The sequence below is a fragment of the Nocardioides sp. TF02-7 genome, assembly GCF_022437945.1.
Lineage (GTDB): Bacteria > Actinomycetota > Actinomycetes > Propionibacteriales > Nocardioidaceae > Nocardioides.
In genome coordinates this window covers 1,659,407-1,678,709 of the sequence record NZ_CP092535.1, presented here as the reverse complement: position 1 = coordinate 1,678,709, position 19,303 = coordinate 1,659,407, and the positions used below count along the sequence as shown (strand labels likewise).

Genomic DNA, 19,303 nt, shown 5'->3' with positions numbered 1-19,303 from the left:
AGCGGCTCCGACGGACCCGACGGGCCGGGCGGCACCCTCGACGTCGACGCCCTCTCCTACTACGAGGACTACGAGTCCGAGTCCGGAGGGGGACAGCGGCGTCGTCTACGATGCCGCGGCGCCCGAGGCAGAGTCGAGCAGAGCGCAGGGCCCGACGGGCAGCGAGCCCTCGGTGCCCCCGGCGCCACCCGCCCCGGACGAGGACAACACGTTCCGGGACCACGGCGCCAGCGGGTTCGTCGACGCCGCGCGCGACCCGCGGTCGACGTTCGCGCTCGACGTCGACACCGGCTCGCTCGGCGTCGCCCGCACGCTGCTCCGCGACGGGCACCGGGTGCCCCCCGCCTCGGTGCGGGTCGAGGAGTGGGTCAACGGGTTCGAGTACGGCGACCCGTTCCCCGCCGACGGCGACCTCGGGCTCTCCGCCGAGACAGCGGACGCGCCGAGCCTCGACGACGGGACCCGGCTGGTGCGGGTCGGGGTCACCGCCCGCGAGGTGACGGCGGACGAGCGGCCGCGGACCAACGTCACGCTCGTCGTCGACCGCTCGGGGAGCATGGACATCCGGGAGCGGCTCGGCCTGGTGCAGGCGTCGCTCGCCGTGCTCGCCGACCGCCTCGACCCCGACGACACCGTCGCCGTGGTGTCGTTCGACGACCGTGGCGAGCTGCTGCTGCCGCCGACCGAGGTGCGCGACCAGGACGCGATCATCGGGGCGATCGAGGAGCTGCAGCCCCGGCGGCGGCACCAACCTGGAGGCGGGGCTGCGGCTCGGCTACCGGCAGGCCCGGAAGGCCTTCGACCCGGAGGCGGTCAACGCCGTGGTCCTCGCCTCCGACGGCGTCGCCAACATCGGCCGCACCGGCCCGGGGTCGATCACCGACACCATCGCCGAGGAGGGAGCCGACGGCATCCACCTGGTCACGGTGGGCTTCGGCATGGGCAACTACAACGACCACCTGATGGAGCAGCTCGCCGACCGCGGCGACGGGTTCTACGCCTATGTCGACACGTTCCCGGAGGCCTCCTCGCTGTTCGGCACCGAGCTGGTCACGACGCTGACCCCGGTGGCCGCGGACGCCCGGGCGCAGGTCCGGTTCGACCCCGCCCTCGTGACGTCGTACCGGCAGGTCGGCTACGACAACCGTGCCCTGGCCGACGACGACTTCACCGACGCGGACGTCGACGCCGGCGAGCTGGGCGCCGGTCACCGGGCGACCGCGCTCTACGAGGTGCGGCTGGCCAACGACGTGGAGCCGGGCACGGTGATCGGCGAGGCGGCGGTGCGGTGGACCCCGGTCGGCACCGGCGGGGGAGCGCGGCCGCCAGGAGGAGCGGGTGGTGGAGCTGGTCGCGGGAGCCCCGGACGCCGAGGGGTCGCCCGACCTGCGGCTGGCGGCCGCCGTCGCCGACCTCGCGCAGCTGCTGAGGCGCGCGGCGCCGTACGCCGACCGCCCGGTCACCCTGGCCGCCGTCCGCGACCGGGCCGACGCGCTCGCCGAGGACGGCGTGCCCGGGGCGGCGCAGCTGGTCGAGCTCGCGGAGCAGGCGATCGCCCTGGAGTGAACCCTGGGGTGACTCCGGAGTGGCACGGTGTGGCCCGGGTCTGGCATCGAGTGACTCCGACCACTTTACAAGCGTGCCCCTCTTGTCAAGCTTGCTTTACAAGTCCTACGGTCTTGTCAATCGACGACGCCCGCAGCCGCGGGCCGGACGAGAGGGTGCAGATGACGACCGATGCCTACGGCCACACCGTTCCCGAGGGCTCGACCGAGCGGTGGAAGGACCGGAAGCGCTACCTCTGGCTGCTCGGCCTGATGGTGCCCGGGTTCGGGGCGCTGACGCTGGTCGGCTACGCCTACACCGACTGGTGGGTGTTCCTGCTCGGCGGGCCGATCCTCATCAACCTGGTCATCCCGGTGCTCGACCTGATGCTCGGCCTCGACCCCTCGAACCCGCCCGACGACGTGATCGAGGACCTCGAGAACGACAAGTACTACCGCTGGGTCGTGTTCATGTACCTCCCGCTGCAGTACGCGATCCTGTTCTCGGTCTGCTACCTGCTCGCCTTCGGCAACCCGATCCTGTGGACCACCGACCTGCTCGGGGCCACCGGCTGGGTGGCCGACCACCTCGGCGCCGACCTGGTGCGGCCGATGGCGGAGGACGGCGCCTCCGACCTCGCCTGGTGGGAGAAGCTGATGGTCGCGTTCTCCACCGCCGGCGTGATGGGCATCGGCATCAACACCGCCCACGAGCTCGGCCACAAGAAGGAGTCGGTCGAGCGCTGGCTGTCCAAGATCGCGCTCGCGCCGACGTTCTACGGCCACTTCTACATCGAGCACAACCGCGGCCACCACGTGCGGGTGGCGACCCCGGAGGACCCGGCGTCCTCCCGGCTGGGCGAGTCGTTCTGGGCGTTCTGGCCGCGCACGGTCTCCGGGTCGCTCCGGTCCGCGTGGGAGCTGGAGGCCAAGCGCTACCGCCGTAAGGGCACCCACCCGTTCCACCTCGGCAACGACGTGCTCAACGCCTGGGCGATGTCGGCGGTGCTGTACGGCGGCATCGTCGCGGTGTTCGGCTGGCAGCTCGTGCCCTACCTGCTGGTGATCGTCGTCTGCGGGTTCTCCCTGCTCGAGATCATCAACTACCTCGAGCACTACGGGATGCTGCGGCAGAAGGTCGGCGAGCGGCAGCGCTACGAGCGGGTCCTCCCCATGCACTCGTGGAACTCCAACAACCTGGTCACCAACGTCTTCCTCTACCACCTGCAGCGGCACAGCGACCACCACGCCAACCCGACCCGCCGCTACCAGACGCTGCGCGACTTCAAGGAGTCGCCGGCGCTGCCGACCGGCTACGCCGGCATGCTCACCCTCGCGCTGGTGCCGCCGCTGTGGCGCCGGGTGATGGACCGCCGCGTCGTCGAGCACCTCGACGGCGACGTCCGGCTCGCCAACATCCACCCGCGGAAGGTGGAGCACTACCTGCGGAAGTTCCCGCCGCCGGCCGACTCCGACGTCCACAAGGACGACGTCTGGGCGCAGCGGTACGACGGCGAGGTGCTCGCCGCGCGGTGCCCCGGCTGCGGCTACGTCTACGAGGTCGCCGCGGGGGACGAGCACGAGGGGTTCCCGGCCGGCACGGCCTGGCGCGAGATCCCCGACGACTGGTGCTGCCCCGACTGCGGCGTCCGCGACAAGATCGACTTCGTCCCGTTCGACCCCGAGAAGGTGACCACCCGATGAAGATCCACGCCGACCTCGACAAGTGCGAGGGCCTCGGCATGTGCGAGGCGATGGCCAACGACTACTTCGAGGTCGACGAGGACGAGGAGCTCGTCACGGTGCTCGACGACTCCCCGCCCGAGTCCGACCGGGCCCACGTCTACGCCGCGGTGCAGGCCTGCCCGGTGCTGGCCCTCACCCTCGCCGACTGAGCACGACGACCCAGGCGCCGGCGGTTATCCTCGCCGGCGTGGCGAGAACCACCCCGGCCGGCTCCGAGCCGGCCACCTCCGGCCGGCTCCGCGACCGCCTGTGCGACGCGGCGGTCGCGGTCATCCTGGACGAGGGGTGGGCGCGGGTGACCATGGCCCGGCTCGCCGACGAGGTGGGGGTCAGCAGGCAGACCGTCTACAACGAGATCGGCACGAAGTCCGACCTCGCCGAGGCCGTGGTGCTGCGCGAGCTCGACCGGTTCCTCGCCGGCGTGGTCCGCTCCTTCGACGAGAACCCCACCGACCTGATCGGCGCGATCCGGGACTCCGCCCGCCGGGTGCTGGAGTACGCGCAGGACAACGCGCTGCTCCACGCGGTGGTCTCGGCCACCCACGGTGCCGACACCGAGCTGCTGCCGCTGCTCACCACGCACGCGGAGTCGCTGATGGTGGGCGCGAAGATGGTCGTCGCCGAGCGGGTGCAGGCCTACGACGTGCCGCTGGAGCCCGACCGGCTCGAGACCGGCATCGAGCTGGTGGTCCGGCTGGTGCTGAGCCACGTCATGCAGCCCTCGGCCGACCCCGCCACGACGGCGGCGGACATCGCCTGGGTGGCGGAGAAGGTCCTCGGCTGACCGTCGTACGGACGCCCGCGGGAGCGGCGGTGCCCGCCGCGGGGCGCGGACCCACCGACTACCCTCGGAGGGGGGAGGGAAGGTTCCATGGGGGGTTGCGCAGCGTCGCGCGCGACTGGCGCTGACGGGCGCGGTCGCGCTGCTCGTCGCGGCCTGCGGCGGGACCGGCGGCGACGACCCGGGCGGCTCCTCGTCGGGCACGTCGACCTCGGCGCCGCCCTCCACCGCCACCGACGGCTCCGTCCCGGTCTCCTACGAGCGGCCGACCGTCGAGCCGCCGGGCCGGCTCGACGCCCACCTCGTCCCCGACGACCTGCTGGTGGTCGGCGCCGACACCCTGCCGGACGACCTGGTCGAGCGGATCGGGGAGATCCGGGTCGGCGGCGAGCCCGGCGTCGACGAGATGTACCAGTTCTCCCTCGGCCAGGTGGCCGTCGAGAACCGGGTGCTCGACGTGGCCGCGGTCGACGCCGGCGAGTACCGCCGGTTCACCGAGGCGGTCAGCGCGCAGTTCCAGCAGCAGTGGGACCGCGTCGCCGGCGGCGAGATGGCCGTGACCGACACGCTGACCCGGCGGCTGCCGGTCGACAAGGACGGGTACGTCGCGCTCGCGGTCGGCGACCGGACCCACAACGTGCACGTGGCGTCGTACTACCCCCAGGTCGGCACGGTCGACGCCGTGGTCAACACCGCGTGGGCCGACGAGCTCGACATGGTCGACGGCAACGCGCTGGTGATCTCCACCGGCACCGCCTCTCCGCAGGCGGTGCGCAAGAAGCTCGACGCGCTGCTCGAGGAAGACCTCTCCGTCCACGGCCTCGACGCCGCGGCGGAGTACGGCCTCGACCCGCGGGCGGTGCAGAGCGTGCAGCTGGTCGGCACCTTCGCCGAGGCGGTCGGCGTCTTCCGCTACACCGTCCTCGGCGGCGGCCGGATCGCTCCCGACCCGGCCTGGGTGCGCAGCCACATCGTCACCGAGCACGTGCCGCTGCTCGGCGAGATGACCTGCAACAAGCACATGATGCCGCAGCTGCGCGCCGCGATGATCGAGATCCAGGACCGCGGGCTGGCCGACGAGATCGAGTACCACGTCGGCTGCTACTACCCCCGGTTCATCGCCGGCAGCACCACCCTGTCCAACCACTCCTTCGGCCTCGCCATCGACATCAACTCGCTGGAGAACCAGCGCGGCACCGTCGGGCAGATGCACCCCCACGTCGTCGAGATCATGAAGAAGTGGGGGTTCGCCTGGGGCGGCGACTGGAAGTGGACCGACCCCATGCACTTCGAGCTCGCGCGGATCGTCGAGCCGCGGACGGGCTGACCCGCGACCCGTGGCGGAGGACCGTCGACACTGACAGTGGATCTGTCATGATCAGCGCATGTCGTACGAGCTGGGGCAGGGCACCGGTCCGTTGCGCGGCACCAAGGTCGTCGAGATCGCCGGGATCGGCCCCGGACCGCACGCCTGCACGATCCTCGCCGACCTCGGCGCCGACGTGATCCGCATCGAGCGGCCCGGCGGGCAGCTGCTCACGGGCGGCCCGACCGACCTGCTCACCCGCGGCCGGCCGAGCGTCGCCCTCGACCTGAAGGACCCGGCAGCGACCGAGACCGTGCTCGACCTCGTCGAGCGCGCCGACGTCCTCGTCGAGGGCATGCGGCCCGGCGTCGCCGAGCGGCTCGGCATCGGGCCGGAGCCGTGCCACCTCCGCAACCCGCGGCTGGTCTACGGCCGGATGACCGGGTGGGGCCAGGACGGCCCGTGGGCGCACGCCGCCGGCCACGACATGAACTACGTGGCGATCACCGGCACCCTGTTCGGCCTCGGGCAGGTGAAGGAGAAGCCGCAGTTCCCCGGCAACCTGGTCGGCGACTTCGGCGGCGGGTCGACGTACCTCGTCATCGGCATCCTCGCCGCCCTCCTCGAGGCGCGCACGTCGGGCCAGGGCCAGGTCGTCGACGCCGCCATCGTCGACGGCACCGCCCACCTCAACGCGATGACGTCGGCGTTCCTCGCCGCCGGCACGTTCAAGGAGGAGCGGGCGGCCAACCTGCTCGACGGCGGCGCGCCGTACTACGACCTCTACGAGACCGCCGACGGCGAGCACATGTCGGTCGGGGCGCTCGAGCCCCAGTTCTACGACCGGTTCGTCGAGCTGCTCGGCATCGCCGACGTCGCCCCCGACCGCTACGACCCCGAGCGCGCCGACGAGCTGCGGGAGCTGATCGCCGCCCGGTTCAGGGAGCGCACGCGCGAGGAGTGGTCGGCCGTCTTCGACGGCACCGACGCCTGCGTCGCCCCGGTGCTGCGGATGAGTGAGGCCCCCGACCACCCGCACCTGAAGGCGCGCGAGGTGTTCGTGGAGGAGCACGGCATCGTCCAGCCGCAACCGGCGCCGCGGTTCTCCCGCACCCCCGCCACCCTCGGCCGCCCGCCGGCGCCGGCGGTGGGCGCCCACACCGTCGAGGCGCTCACGGCGTGGGGGATCACCAACATCGACGACCTGCTCGAACGCGGCGTCGCAGTCCAGGAAGGTTGACCCATGCCCGAGACGCTCCCTCCGGCCGCCCAGCCCCAGCACGTCGACGTCGTGGTCATCGGCGCCGGCCTCTCCGGCGTCGGCGCCGCCGCCCAGTTGCGCGCCCGACACCCCGAGCGGTCGGTCGCCGTGCTCGAGGCCCGCGAGTCGATGGGCGGCACCTGGGACCTGTTCCGCTACCCCGGCATCCGCTCCGACAGCGACATGTTCACCTTCGGCTACAAGTGGCGGCCCTGGAAGAGCGACGTCGCCCTCGCCGACGGACCGCTCATCCGCGACTACATCCACACCGTCGCCGAGGAGTACGGCGTCCACGAGCTCGTGCGCTACCGCCACCGCGTGCTGCGGGCCGCGTGGGACTCCGCCGAGGCCCGCTGGACCCTGACCGTCGCCGTCGGCGACCCGGCACAGGGCGAGACCGTCACCATGACCGCCGACTTCCTCTGGTCGTGCGCCGGCTACTACCGCTACGACCAGGGCTTCCAGCCGCAGTGGCCCGGCATGGCCGACTTCCGCGGCGACATCGTCCACCCCCAGCACTGGCCCGACGACCTCGACTACCGGGGCAAGCGGGTCGTCGTCGTCGGCAGCGGCGCGACCGCGGTGACGCTGGTGCCGGCCATGGCGCCCGACGCTGAGCACGTCACGATGCTGCAGCGCACGCCGACGTACGTGCTGTCCCGGCCGGGCCGCGACCCGGTCGCCCGCCTGCTCGGCCGGGTGCCGGACAAGCTGTCCTACCCGGTGGTGCGGTGGTGGAACATCCTGCAGGCGATCGCGTCGTTCCAGGTCTCGCGCCGGTGGCCCGGGTTCGCGAAGAACGTGGTCCGCAAGGGGGTGGCAAAGTCACTGCCGGAGGGCTTCGACGTCGACACCCACTTCAGCCCGCCGTACAACCCGTGGGAGCAGCGCCTCTGCTTCGTGCCCGACGGCGACCTGTTCCGCGCCATCCGCCGTGGCCAGGCCTCGATCGCCACCGGCGTGATCGAGACCTTCACCCCCACCGGGGTGCGGCTCGCCTCCGGCGAGGAGATCGACGCCGACGTCGTCGTCACCGCGACCGGCTTCCAGCTGCTGCTCCCCTTCGGCGGTGTGGAGATCGAGGTCGACGGGGCGCCGCTGGCGCTCGAGGACCAGATGGCCTACAAGGCGCTGATGATCAGCGGGATGCCGAACTTCGCCTTCACCATCGGCTACACCAACGCCTCCTGGACGCTGAAGGCCGACCTCGTCATCGACTACGTCTGCCGCCTCCTCGACCACATGGACCGGCACGGCTACCGGATCGCCGTCCCCGAGCTCGACCCCACCGTCGAACGGCGCCCGCTGATGGACCTCAGCTCCGGCTACATCCAGCGCTCCGCCCACCTGCTCCCCGCCCAGGGCGACCGCCCCCCGTGGCGGCTCGACCAGAACTACATCACCGACCGCCGCGTGATCCAGCGCTCGCCCATCGACGACGGGGTGATCCGGTTCAAGTAGGGGTTGGCAGGGCGCCGGGCGAGCGTCGCGGGCGGCCGGGTGACGTGAGGTTTCCCCGGCCGACCGGGGAAACCTCAACATGTCGGGCAAAGCAATGCCGGACAAGTGGAGGTTTTGCCCGTCACGTCGCCGATCGGACGCCGACACCGCCCCCCGCCCGCGTCCCCCCGCCCGCGTCCGCCCGTCCGCCCCGCCACCGACCACCCCGCCCCCTCCCGATTCGCCCGGCCGACCGCCGTACCCCTAGGCTGGAGGCACTGGTCCGGCCGGTCTTGCCCCGGGCCCTCGCGTGGCGGTCCGCCGCCGCGCCCCTCCTCACCGAGGCCCGCTTCCACTTCCCGCCGCCGGCGGGACAGCACGGCGAGACGCCCCTGGGGACCGCTGCTGACGGCCGTCCCGGAGAGAACGACCCCGTGACCACCACCTTCGCCGACCTCGGCGTGCCCGCTGCCCTGCTCACCGTCCTCGACGGCCACGGCATCACCACCCCCACGCCGATCCAGGCGGCCACCCTTCCCGACTCCCTCGTGGGCACCGACGTGCTCGGCCGCGGCCGCACCGGGTCCGGCAAGACCTACGCGTTCGCGCTGCCGGTCGTCGCCCGCCTGATCGCCTCCGGCGGCCGGGCCGCGCCGCGGACCCCGCGGGCGCTGGTCCTCGCCCCGACCCGCGAGCTCGCCTCGCAGATCGAGGCCACGCTCAAGCCGCTCGCCGACGCGGCCGGCCTGCGCACGCACACGGTCTTCGGCGGCGTGGGCCAGGGGCCGCAGGTCGCGGCGCTCAAGCGCGGCGTCGACGTGCTCATTGCCTGCCCGGGCCGGCTCGAGGACCTGATCCAGCAGGGGCACTGCAGCCTCGCGAAGGTCGAGGTCACCGTGCTCGACGAGGCCGACCACATGGCCGACCTCGGCTTCCTCCCGGCGGTGCGCCGGCTGCTCAACCAGACGCCGCGCGGCGGCCAGCGGATGCTGTTCTCCGCGACGCTCGACAACGCGATCGACGTGCTCGTCAAGCGCTACCTCACCGACCCGAAGGTCCACGAGGCCGACTCGGTGCAGGCCCCGGTCTCCGCGATGGACCACCACGTCCTCCACGTGACGCGCGACCTGCGGCTGCCGGTGCTGGTCGACCTGGCCAGCGCCCCGGGCCGGACGGTCGTCTTCACCCGCACGAAGCACGGGGCGAAGGCGCTCGCGCGCCAGCTCAACCGCAACGGCGTCCCGTCGGTCGACCTCCACGGCAACCTCAGCCAGGGCGCGCGGACCCGCAACCTGGAGGCGTTCCACAGCGGTACGGCGACCACGCTCGTCGCCACCGACATCGCGGCCCGCGGCATCCACGTCGACGACGTCGCCCTCGTGGTGCACGCCGACCCGCCGGCCGAGCACAAGGCCTACCTGCACCGCTCCGGTCGCACCGCGCGGGCCGGCGCCGCCGGCACGGTGGTGACGCTGATGACCGACGAGCAGGTGCGCGACGTCCGCGACCTCACCCGCGCCGCGGGCGTCCGGCCGACCACGACCAAGCTCGCCGGCGTCGACCACCCGGTGCTCGTCGAGCTGGCGCCGGGCGAGCGGACCCGTCCTGGCGGCCTGGTGCCCGCGACCGGCGAGCAGCCCGGCCGCGGCGGCAAGGGCGGCGCCGCCGGTGGCGGGGGAGGCAACGGCGGGCGCCGCCGGCGCCCGCGCAGCCGCACGCAGGGCCAGGGCGGCGGCGAGCAGGGCCGCCAGGCCGGCCGGGCATCCACCGGCAAGCCGCGCCGGCGCTCCGGCGGCGGCTCGCGGAGCACCGGATCCGGCGGCGGTCACAGCGCCGCGTCGTTCAGCTCCGGCCGCCGCTGACCACGTCTTCGAGCACGGTTTGGTCCCAAACCGCACGTCCGAGCACGGTTCGGCTGCGGTTTGGGACCAAACCGCACGTCCGAGCCCGGTTCCACTGCGGTTTGGGACCAAACCTCGGTAAAGAACCGGCCGCGCGTCAGCGCCGCGGCCGACGGGCGGCCCGGGCGACGGCCGCCTCGTAGGCGGTGACGAGGCCGCCGACCGAGAGCGGCTTGAGCCGCTCCATCACCTCGCGGAAGTGCTCGGACCGGGCGTCGTCGTAGAGCGGCGCCAGCTGGTCCTGGATGACCTCCCACAGCTCCTGGGCCATCTGCTCGCCGTGCTCCTGGTAGATCCGGGCCGCCGCGACCGCGACCTCGCGGGGGAAGCCGAGCTCGAGCAGCCGGATCCCGATCGCGAGCTGGTTGCCGGCGACCAGGTACGTCGACCCGCGCAGCCGCAGCACGCCCAGGGCCTGCAGCGTGGCGACGTCGTCCTCCGAGAGCGGCCGGCCCGCCCGTGCCTCGAGCTGCTCGCGGCTCATCTCCACCGGCAGGTCGGACTGCCACGGGGCCAGCATCGTGCGGGCCAGGGCGATGTCCTCCGGGCTCGCGTCGGCGGGGATGCCGGCGACGTACCGCTCGATCGCCGACAGCGTGAACCCGTGGCTCTGCAGCTCCTGGACGAGCTGGATCCGGGCGACGTGGGTGGCGGAGTAGTAGCCGGATCGGCCGCGGCGGATCGGCGGCGGGACCAGTCCGCGGCTGGTGTAGAAGCGGATGTTGCGGACGCTGAGACCGACCCGCGCGGCCAGCTCGTCCAACGTGAGCAGACCGGGAGCGCCCGCACCGCCCGCGCCGCCAGCCGCGCCGGGTGCGGCGGACGTGGCGGCACTCACACCGTCGTCCTCGCTCTTGACCATGACAGTAATAGTGTCACAATCGGGTGAGCCTCTTCCCCTTCACGCGCGCGCCCGGCCGCGTGTCCCACCGCCGACAGCTAGGACGGTCATGGCAGAAGCATTCGTGTACGACCACCTCCGCACCCCCGCGGGGGGCAAGGGCAAGGCCAACGGGTCCCTCCACGAGGTGAAGCCCGTCGACCTCGCCGTGGGCCTGCTCAACGAGCTCGAGGCCCGCAACCCCACGCTCGACACCGGCCTGGTCGACGACGTCGTCCTCGGCGTCGTGACGCCGATCGGCGACCAGGGCGGCGACATCGCCAAGACCGCCGCCCTCGCGGCCGGCTACCCCGAGACGGTGGCGGGCGTGCAGCTCAACCGGTTCTGCGCCTCCGGGCTCGAGGCGGTCAACCAGGCCGCCGGCCGGGTGCGTGGCGGGTTCGAGGACCTGATCGTCGCCGGCGGCGTGGAGTCGATGAGCCGGGTGCCGATGGGCGCCGACGGCGGCGCCTGGGCCTCCGACCCGGCCACCGCGCTCCAGACCGGCTTCGTGCCGCAGGGCATCGGCGCCGACCTGATCGCCACCATCGAGGGCTGGAACCGCGCGGACGTCGACGCGTTCGCCGCGGAGTCGCACCACCGCGCCGCCAAGGCGTGGGCCAACGGGTACTTCGACGGCTCGGTCGTGCCGGTCAAGGACATCAACGGCCTCACGGTCCTCGACCGGGACGAGACGATCCGCCCCGACACCTCCGTCGAGGGGCTGGCCGGCCTGCGGCCGAGCTTCGAGCAGATCGGCCGCGACGCCGGGTTCGACAGCGTGGCGCTGGAGAAGTACCACTGGCTGGAGAAGATCGACCACGTCCACCACGCCGGGAACTCCTCCGGCATCGTCGACGGCGCCGCGTTGACCCTTGTCGGCTCCGAGGAGGTCGGCCGGCGGCTGGGGCTCACCCCGCGCGCGGATCGTCGCCACCGCGGTCTCCGGCGCCGACCCGACGATCATGCTGACCGGCCCGGCGCCCGCCGCGCGCAAGGCGCTGGCGAAGGCCGGCCTCGAGGTCGGGGACATCGACCTGTTCGAGATCAACGAGGCGTTCGCCGCCGTCGCGCTGCGGTTCATGCGCGACCTGGGCATCGACCACGAGATCACCAACGTCAACGGCGGTGCGATCGCGATGGGCCACCCGCTCGGTGCGACCGGCGCGATGATCCTCGGCACGCTGATCGACGAGCTCGAGCGGCGCGACCTGCGTCGCGGCCTCGCCACGCTCTGCGTCGGCGGCGGCATGGGCATCGCGACGATCGTCGAGCGCGTCTGACCCCCCAGCCCGAGGTCGAGTGGGGGCTTTCTCGGCGTCGAGTAGGCACTTTCGCCGCCCGACGCCTCGAGGAATCCCCCACTCGACGCCGAGAAACCCCCCTACTCGACCCCTTGAGGAACCACATGAGCACCGAGACCCAGACCGCCGTGCGCTACGAGCGGGACGCCGACGGGATCGTCACCCTCACCCTCGACGACCCGACCGCCAGCGCCAACACGATGAACGACCTCTACATCTCCTCGATGAAGGACGCCGTCGACCGGCTCCACGACGAGCTCGACTCCGACGACCCGGTCACCGGCGTCGTGCTGGCGAGCGCGAAGAAGACCTTCTTCGCCGGAGGCAACCTGAAGAGCATGTCCGCGGCCACGAAGGACGACGCAGCCGACGTCTTCGCGATGGTGGAGGGCATCAAGGCCGCGCTGCGCCGGCTGGAGCTCTTCCCCAAGCCGGTCGTCGCCGCGATCAACGGCGCCGCGCTCGGCGGGGGCTACGAGATCTGCCTGGCCGCGAACCACCGGATCCTCGTCGACGACCCCCTCGGTGAAGGTCGGCCTGCCCGAGGCGACCCTCGGGCTGCTGCCCGGCGGCGGCGGCGTGACCCGCGCGGTCCGCAAGTGGGGCCTGCAGACCGCCCTCATGGACGTGCTGCTGCAGGGCACGCAGTTCAACCCGCAGCAGGCGCTGGAGAAGGGCGTGGTCGACGAGCTGGTCGCCACCCGCGAGGAGCTGGTGCCCGCCGCGAAGAAGTGGATCAAGGCCAACCCCGACGCCGGCCTCAACCCGTGGGACGCCCCGGGCTACAAGATGCCGGGCGGCTCACCGAAGTCGCCGGCGCTCGCGGGCTTCCTCCCGGCGTTCCCGGCGCTGCTGCGCCAGCAGACCAAGGGTGCCGTCTACCCGGCCACCCGCGCCATCCTCTCGGCGGCGGTCGAGGGCGCCCAGGTCGACTTCGACACCGCGTCGCGGATCGAGTCGCGCTACCTGACCAACCTGGTCGTCAACCAGGGCTCGAAGAACATGATCCAGGCGTTCTTCTTCGACCTGCAGGCGATCAAGTCCGGGTCGCTGCGGCCGAAGGGCGTCGAGCCCTGGAAGGCCACCAAGGTCGGTGTCCTCGGCGCGGGCATGATGGGCGCCGGCATCGCCTACGTGTGTGCCAAGGCCGGCATGGAGGTCGTCCTCAAGGACGTGGCTGTCGAGAACGCCGAGAAGGGCAAGGCCTACTCCGCGGGCATCCTCGACAAGGCGATCGCCAAGGGCCGCTCCACCGAGGAGAAGAAGTCCGAGCTGCTCGCCCGGATCACGCCCACGGCCGACCCGGCCGACCTCGCCGGGTGCGACCTGGTGATCGAGGCGGTCTTCGAGGACCCGGCGCTGAAGAGCAAGGTGTTCGCCGAGATCGCCCCGCACGTCGACCCCGACGCACTGCTCTGCTCCAACACCTCGACGCTGCCGATCACCGAGCTCGCCGAGGGCGTGGACCGACCCGACGACTTCATCGGCCTCCACTTCTTCAGCCCGGTCGACAAGATGCCGCTGGTCGAGATCATCACCGGCAAGAAGACCTCCGAGGTCGCCCTCGCCAAGGCCTACGACGTCGTCCAGCAGATCAAGAAGACCCCGATCGTGGTCAACGACAGCCGTGGGTTCTACACCTCGCGGGTCATCGGCTTCATGGTCAACGAGGGCATGGCGATGCTCGCCGAGGGCGTGGCGCCGTACTCCATCGAGCGGGCCACCACCCAGGCCGGCTACCCCGCCCCGGTGCTGCAGCTCTCCGACGAGCTCAACCTCGAGCTGATGGCCAAGATCGCCAAGGCGACCCGCGAGGCCGCCGAGCGCGAGGGAACGGCGTACGCCGAGCACCCGGGCACCGCGGTCGTCGAGCGGATGCTCGAAGCCGGCCGCGCCGGCCGCCTCCGCAAGGCAGGCTTCTACGACTACGACCAGGAGAGCGGCAAGCGGCTCTCGATCTGGACCGGCCTGGCGGAGCTGTTCCCGGTGGCCGCGGAGCAGCCGCCGCTGGAGGACGTCAAGGACCGGATGCTGTTCGCCGAGGCGCTCGAGACGGCGAAGTGCTTCGAGGAGGGCGTGATCACCTCGGCGGCGGCCGCCAACATCGGCTCGATCATGGGCATCGGCTTCCCGCCGATGACCGGCGGCGCCGCGCAGTTCATGACCGGCTACGAGGACCGGGAGACCGGCGAGATCGGCCTCGGTGCGTTCCTCCGGCGGGCCGACCAGCTCGCCGAGCGGTACGGCGACCGGTTCCGCGCGACGCCGTGGCTGCGGGACCTCGCCGCGTCGGGCGGCTCCTTCCCCGCCTGACGCCGGACCCGACCGGGACCCACCCGTCGAGAGGGCCCGCCGCGAACCACGCGGCGGGCCCTCTCGGCGTCGGGACGGTGGCGCCACCTCCGAGAACCGGGCTGTTCCCATCTCGCGGTGCTGGGCCTAGGGTCCGATGTGACGGGCGTCACTCGGACCGCCCGGGGAGGAAGTGCCCGATGCCGGCTTCTCGCAAGACCCTTGCCATGTCCGCCGCCTTCGTCGTCGCCCTGGTCCTGGCCCTCACCTCGGCGTCGCCGGTCGAGGCCGGCCGCGGCCACGGAGGGAACCACGGCCACCACGGTCATGGCCACCACCACGGACATCACGGCCATCACGGACATGGTCACCACCACGGTCACGGCCACACCGGGAAGTGCGGCCGCACCAACGGCTCCGTCCGCAAGCTCCTCGAGTGCGTGACCCTGCGTGGCGTCCTCGAGCACGAGTGGGCGTTCGCCCGGATCGCCCGCCGCCACGGCGGCAACCGGTCCGCCGGCACGCCCGGCTACGACGCCTCCGCCGACTACGTCGCCCACCGGCTGCGCAAGGCGGGCTACCGGGTGGAGCGCCAGTCGTTCGACGTGTTCAGCTTCGAGGACCTCGGCGGCTCGGTCCTCCAGCAGACGAGCCCCGGCGAGGTCACCTACACCGAGGGCACCGACTTCTCCGCCACGCCGCACTCGGAGCCGGGCGACGTCACCGCCGGCGTGACGGCGGTCGACCTGGCGCTCGGAGCCGGCAACACCTCGACCAGCGGCTGCGAGCCGGAGGACTTCGCGGGCTTCCCCGCCGGCGACATCGCGTTGATCCAGCGCGGCACCTGCACGTTCGAGATCAAGGCCGAGAACGCCGCCGCGGCGGGAGCCGTGGGCGTGCTGTTCTTCAACCAGGGCGACACCGCCGACCCGGCGCGGCAGGGGATCCCCGCGGTCACCCTGAGCAACGACTACACCGCCGACCTCCCCGCGCTGAGCACGACGTACGCGATCGGGGCGGAGCTCGCGGCGACCGCGGACCTGGAGCTGCGGCTGTTCGCCAACGTGACCCGCACGCCGACGGTGACCGAGAACGTGATCGCCGAGTCGCGACGCGGCGACCCGGACGATGTGATCATGGCGGGCGCCCACCTCGACTCCGTGCCCGAGGGCCCCGGCATCAACGACAACGGGTCGGGGTCGAGCGCCCTGATCGAGGTCGCCGAGCAGCTGGCGAAGACGAAGCTGCGCAACAAGGTGCGGTTCGCGTGGTGGGGCGCCGAGGAGGCCGGCCTGGTCGGGTCGAACTACTACGTCAACGACCTCGACGACGACGAGCTCGCCGCCATCGAGCTCTACCTCAACTTCGACATGATCGGCTCGCCCAACTACGGCCTGTTCATCTACGACGGCGACGGGTCCGGCTTCGGGCTGACCGGTCCGGAGGGCTCCGACGACATCGAGGCGCTGTTCGAGCGCTACTACGCCGAACGCGGCATCCCCTCGGAGCCGACGGCGTTCACCGGCCGGTCCGACTACCAGGCCTTCATCAACAACGGCATCCCGTCCGGCGGCCTGTTCACCGGCGCCGAAGGGGTCAAGACCGAGGAGCAGGCGGAGAAGTGGGGCGGCACGGCCGGCGTGGCCTACGACCCGTGCTACCACTCGGAGTGCGACGACCTCGACAACCTCAGCTACACGGCGCTGAAGATCAACGCCGACGCGGTGGCGTACGTCGTCTACCTCTACGCGTCGGGTCGCGAGCGCATCAACGCCGACTGAGGCTCGCCGACGGCGAGCGGGGTACCGGGGCGGTATGACCGCCGACCCCGGTGCCCCCCGCCGCCGCGCGACCCCTGCCCTCGAAGGCGTCCGGGCTGCTGTACGGCGTCGGGCTGGGCGGGTTCGTCGACGGGATCGTGCTGCACCAGATCCTGCAGTGGCACCACATGGTCAGCCACGTCGACGACTACCCGACGACGACGGTCGCCGGGCTGGAGGTCAACACCCTCGCCGACGGCTTCTTCCACCTCGTGACGTGGGTGTTCGTGCTGGCCGGGTCGATCACGGCCATCCACGCGTGGCGCTCGGGCCGGCTGGCCCCGAGCTGGTCGTTCCACTTCGGACTGGTGCTGGCCGGCTGGGGCGTGTTCAACGTGGTGGAGGGGCTGGTCGACCACCAGATCCTCGGCGTCCACCACGTGCGCGACGACCTCGGCGGCCCGCTGGCCTGGGACCTCGGCTTCCTCGCCTTCGGCGTGCTGCTGATCGTCGGCGGCTGGGCCCTGCACCGGCGCGGCGTCGCGGTGATGGAGCGCAAGCGCCGCTGAGCTCCGGGACGCGACGTGACGGGCAAAACCTCCACTTGTCCGGCATTGCTTTGCCCGACAAGTTGAGGTTTCCCCGGTCGGCCGGGGAAACCTCACGTGCCGCCGCCCGCCCCCCGCCCCAGCCCCAGCCCCCGGCTACCCTCACCGCGTGCCCACGATCCGCGAGCGCCTGCGCCAGGTCCGGTCCCGCCGTCGTGGGCAGGCGGCGACGCCGTTGGGCGAGGGGATGGCGGTGACGGCGGCCGAGGGTCCGCCGCCGCGGGTGACGCGGGTCCGGCCGGGCACGTGGGTGGTGCAGCAGGCCGGGAGGCGGGCGGCGGAGCTCGAGCCGCTCGGTGCGGGGGGCGTGGCTGCTCCAGCTGCCGGGCAGGCACCGGCGCACGGTCCGGCGGATCGGCCCGCCGCGGTTGCGGGCGCACCTGGTCGTCGACGAGCGCAAGCTGGAGCGCAACGCCCAGGGCGCCAGGCTCCAGCTGCTGCGTCACGTCGCGACCGAGCACGTGGCGTGGCTGCTCGACCGGCTCGACGTCAACGTGGTCCTCGACGTGGGGGCCAACCGGGGGCAGTACGCCCGTGAGCTGCGGTCCCTCGGCTACCGGGGCCGGATCGTCTCCTTCGAGCCGGTGCCGCGCACGGCCCGGGTCCTCGAGCGGTGGGCGGCCGACGACCCGGACTGGCAGGTGCACCGCTGCGCGCTCGGCGACGCCGACGAGACGCTCGCCATCCACGAGGGTGCGAGGCAGGGCCGGTTGAGCTCGCTGCTGCCGGCCACCGACTTCGGTCGCTCGTGGAGCGAGGGGATCGACGCCGACCGCACGGTCGAGGTGCCGGTCCGCCGTCTCGACGGCCTGTGGGACGAGGTCGTCGCGGGCGTCGCGGAGCCGCGGGTCTACCTCAAGCTCGACACCCAGGGCTACGACGTCCGCGCGTTCGCCGGCGCCGGTGACCGGGTCCGCGATGTCCTGGCGATGCAGTCGGAGGTGTCGATGCTCCCGCTCTACGAGGGCATGCCGCACCACACGGAGCAGCTGGCGACCTACGAGGCGGCCGGGTTCGAGCTCGCGGGCATGTACCCGGTCATCGTCGACCGCCCCACCCTGCGGGTCGTCGAATTCGACGCGCTCCTCGTCCGGTCCCCGGCAGCGGACGGCTGAACCGGCTGACGCGCCTCAGGCCGCGACCGCGGCCAGGGCGGCGGCCACCTCGTCGGCGTCGTCGGGGGTCACCAGGCCGCTCGTGACCCGGACGTACGCCGCGCTGCCGGGCGAGGCGAGGAACGCCGCGCCCTCCGCGACCCGGATCCCGGCGGCGGCCAGGTGGAGCAGGGCGGCGCGCTCGTCGGCGACGGGGAGCCACAGGTTGATCCCGTCGGGCACCGGCACGTCGACGCCCCGGTCGGCGAGGGCCCGGCACAGCGCGTGGTGCCGGAGGCGGTACTGCCGGGTGGCCTCGCCGACCTCCGCGAGCGACTGCGGTGTCGTCAGCAGGTCGAGCAGGATGGTCTGCAGCATCCGCGACGTCCACGCCGGCCCCAGCATCCGGCGCGCGACGAGCCGGTCGACGACCTCGGCCGGGCCGCCGAGGGCGGCGATCCGCAGGTCGGGGCCGTGGGACTTGGAGTAGGACCGGACGTGCACCACCCGCTCCGGCAGCCAGGCGCCGAGGCTCACGTCGGGGGAGGCGGAGATCCCCGAGGAGTGGTCGTCCTCCACCACCCACGGCGTCTCCTGGCCGCGGCGGCGCAGCGTGCGCACCAGCTGCTCCGCGCGGGCGACCGAGGTGGAGACGCCGGTCGGGTTGTGGGCGCGGGGCTGGAGCACCACCGCCACCGGCCGGGCGTCGAGCGCCCGCCGCAGCGAGTCCGGCCGGACGCCGTGGGCGTCGAGCTCGACCGGCACCACGTCGGCGCCGAGGGCCTCGACGAGGTCGAAGAAAGGCGGGAAACCGGGCGACTCGAGCACCACGCGGTCGCCGTACGACACGACCTGCTCCAGGGTCCGGGCCACGCCGTCGGTCGCGCCGTCGACCACGGTGATCGTCTCGGTGTCGTAGGGCCACGACGCCTGCAGCACCTCGCGCAGCTCGGGCAGCACCGGCTCCTCCTGGTAGGCGAGGGTCCCGGCCCGCTGCGACACCCGGTGGAGGGCCGGGCCGAGGTCGGGCAGCAGCCGGGGGTCGGGCGTGCCGCGGGACAGGTCGAGCCGCAGGCCGTCGGGCCCGGCGCCGACCAGTCCCTGCTGCCGTGGCGATAGCCAGGCCGCCGGCGCGTCCTGCACGAAGGTGCCGGCGCGGCCCCGCGACACCACGAGGCCGGTACGCCGCAGCGCCTGCCAGGCGGCCGAGACCGTCGCCGGCGACACCCCGAGCCCGGCCGCGACGTCCCGCACCGTCGGCAGCCGGTCGCCGGGCGCCAGCTCGCCGGCGCGGATCGCGCGGCTGAAGGCGCCGGCGATCCCGCTGGGCGAGCGGTCGGCGAGCCCCGCCAGGTCGGGGGAGAGGGTCACGGCGCTCCTGCGGTC

15 protein-coding genes and 2 pseudogenes are annotated in these 19,303 nt (G+C 72.9%); 15 read left to right on the top strand and 2 right to left on the bottom strand.

Features of this window, described 5'->3' with window-relative positions; translation table 11 throughout:
• The first annotated feature begins 172 nt into the window (after window positions 1–172).
• The 9 genes from MF408_RS08520 (at window position 173) to MF408_RS08475 (ending at window position 9,940) form a co-directional block, all read left to right on the top strand.
• Window positions 173–1,429, top strand: a complete 1,257-nt coding sequence (locus MF408_RS08520; RefSeq protein ID WP_240251004.1) for a von Willebrand factor type A domain-containing protein — start codon at window positions 173–175, stop codon at window positions 1,427–1,429.
• Window positions 1,342–1,566: a hypothetical protein gene (locus MF408_RS08515; RefSeq protein ID WP_240251003.1), complete on the top strand. Its 225-nt coding sequence runs from the start codon at window positions 1,342–1,344 to the stop codon at window positions 1,564–1,566. The genes MF408_RS08520 and MF408_RS08515 overlap by 88 nt, the downstream gene beginning before the upstream one ends.
• Before the next feature lie 161 nt (window positions 1,567–1,727).
• Complete coding sequence (locus tag MF408_RS26810; protein WP_345893882.1) at window positions 1,728–3,248, top strand: fatty acid desaturase; 1,521 nt, start codon at window positions 1,728–1,730, stop codon at window positions 3,246–3,248.
• The gene (locus MF408_RS08500) at window positions 3,245–3,439 is read left to right on the top strand and encodes a ferredoxin (RefSeq protein ID WP_240251002.1); all 195 of its coding nucleotides are present in this window, start codon (window positions 3,245–3,247) and stop codon (window positions 3,437–3,439) included. The genes MF408_RS26810 and MF408_RS08500 overlap by 4 nt, the downstream gene beginning before the upstream one ends.
• A gap of 38 nt (window positions 3,440–3,477) precedes the next feature.
• A complete protein-coding gene (locus tag MF408_RS08495) occupies window positions 3,478–4,074 on the top strand; it encodes a TetR family transcriptional regulator (protein ID WP_240251001.1) in 597 nt (198 codons plus the stop codon).
• Between the two features lie 319 nt (window positions 4,075–4,393).
• Window positions 4,394–5,398 (top strand): M15 family metallopeptidase, encoded by a 1,005-nt coding sequence (locus MF408_RS08490; protein ID WP_240251000.1) that lies wholly within the window; start codon window positions 4,394–4,396, stop codon window positions 5,396–5,398.
• A gap of 58 nt (window positions 5,399–5,456) precedes the next feature.
• A complete protein-coding gene (locus MF408_RS08485) occupies window positions 5,457–6,617 on the top strand; it encodes a CaiB/BaiF CoA-transferase family protein (RefSeq protein ID WP_240250999.1) in 1,161 nt (386 codons plus the stop codon).
• Between the two features lie 3 nt (window positions 6,618–6,620).
• The gene (locus MF408_RS08480) at window positions 6,621–8,099 is read left to right on the top strand and encodes an NAD(P)/FAD-dependent oxidoreductase (protein WP_240250998.1); all 1,479 of its coding nucleotides are present in this window, start codon (window positions 6,621–6,623) and stop codon (window positions 8,097–8,099) included.
• Window positions 8,100–8,512: 413 nt separating this feature from the next.
• Entirely contained in the window at window positions 8,513–9,940 is a 1,428-nt protein-coding gene (locus tag MF408_RS08475; RefSeq protein WP_240250997.1) for a DEAD/DEAH box helicase, read from the top strand.
• A gap of 136 nt (window positions 9,941–10,076) precedes the next feature.
• Here MF408_RS08475 and MF408_RS08470 read toward each other — a convergent pair whose 3' ends face one another.
• Window positions 10,077–10,841, bottom strand: a complete 765-nt coding sequence (locus MF408_RS08470) for a MerR family transcriptional regulator (protein WP_240250996.1) — start codon at window positions 10,839–10,841, stop codon at window positions 10,077–10,079.
• 88 nt (window positions 10,842–10,929) lie between these two features.
• Between MF408_RS08470 and MF408_RS08465 the strand changes: the two are divergent.
• The 6 genes and pseudogenes from MF408_RS08465 (at window position 10,930) to MF408_RS08445 (ending at window position 17,938) form a co-directional block, all read left to right on the top strand.
• Window positions 10,930–12,142, top strand: a pseudogene (locus MF408_RS08465) (acetyl-CoA C-acetyltransferase).
• Between the two features lie 125 nt (window positions 12,143–12,267).
• Window positions 12,268–12,621: pseudogene (locus MF408_RS26805) on the top strand (enoyl-CoA hydratase/isomerase family protein); the annotation flags it as partial.
• 67 nt (window positions 12,622–12,688) lie between these two features.
• The gene (locus MF408_RS08460; protein WP_345893880.1) at window positions 12,689–14,476 is read left to right on the top strand and encodes a 3-hydroxyacyl-CoA dehydrogenase NAD-binding domain-containing protein; all 1,788 of its coding nucleotides are present in this window, start codon (window positions 12,689–12,691) and stop codon (window positions 14,474–14,476) included.
• Window positions 14,477–14,682: 206 nt separating this feature from the next.
• On the top strand, window positions 14,683–16,236 hold the full coding sequence (locus MF408_RS08455) for a M28 family metallopeptidase (protein WP_275693375.1): 1,554 nt from the start codon (window positions 14,683–14,685) through the stop codon (window positions 16,234–16,236).
• 50 nt (window positions 16,237–16,286) lie between these two features.
• Window positions 16,287–16,784, top strand: coding sequence for a DUF2243 domain-containing protein (locus tag MF408_RS08450; RefSeq protein WP_240250995.1), 498 nt, complete (start codon window positions 16,287–16,289; stop codon window positions 16,782–16,784).
• Between the two features lie 335 nt (window positions 16,785–17,119).
• Entirely contained in the window at window positions 17,120–17,938 is an 819-nt protein-coding gene (locus tag MF408_RS08445) for an FkbM family methyltransferase (RefSeq protein ID WP_240250994.1), read from the top strand.
• Between the two features lie 15 nt (window positions 17,939–17,953).
• Here MF408_RS08445 and MF408_RS08440 read toward each other — a convergent pair whose 3' ends face one another.
• Window positions 17,954–19,288 carry an aminotransferase class I/II-fold pyridoxal phosphate-dependent enzyme gene (locus MF408_RS08440; RefSeq protein ID WP_240250993.1) on the bottom strand — a complete coding sequence of 445 codons (1,335 nt, stop codon included), beginning with the start codon at window positions 19,286–19,288 and terminating at the stop codon, window positions 17,954–17,956.
• Window positions 19,289–19,303: the final 15 nt, after the last annotated feature.